The sequence below is a fragment of the Streptomyces zaehneri genome (genome assembly GCF_032248645.1).
GTDB lineage: Bacteria > Actinomycetota > Actinomycetes > Streptomycetales > Streptomycetaceae > Streptomyces > Streptomyces coriariae.
In genome coordinates this window covers 1-265 of record NZ_JASTTJ010000087.1, presented here as the reverse complement: position 1 = coordinate 265, position 265 = coordinate 1, and the positions used below count along the sequence as shown (strand labels likewise).

Annotated in this window: 1 protein-coding gene; it reads right to left on the bottom strand. The window is 69.8% G+C overall.

Annotated elements, in window-relative coordinates; genetic code table 11:
• A partial coding sequence (locus QQM72_RS40765) for an acyltransferase domain-containing protein (protein ID WP_314225845.1) occupies positions 1-249 on the bottom strand: 249 nt, incomplete at its 3' end.
• Positions 250-265: the final 16 nt, after the last annotated feature.

Genomic DNA, 265 nt, shown 5'->3' with positions numbered 1-265 from the left:
GGTGTGGCCGCCGGCCAGCAGGTCGGCGATGGCGGGACCGAAACGGACCTGGCCACGCAGGTTGCGGTACCAGTAGCCGCCGTCGAGGACACCCGCCTCCCGCACCCACTCGCCCGTCACCGTCGAATAGAAAGGAATCAGCGGGGCCTGAGCACGGATGCCGGCGAACGCCTCTCCCAGGATCTCCTCGATCGCCTCGACATGCCGGGTGTGGGAGGCGTAGTCCACCGCGACCCGGCGCACGCGCACGCCCTCCGCAACAAGA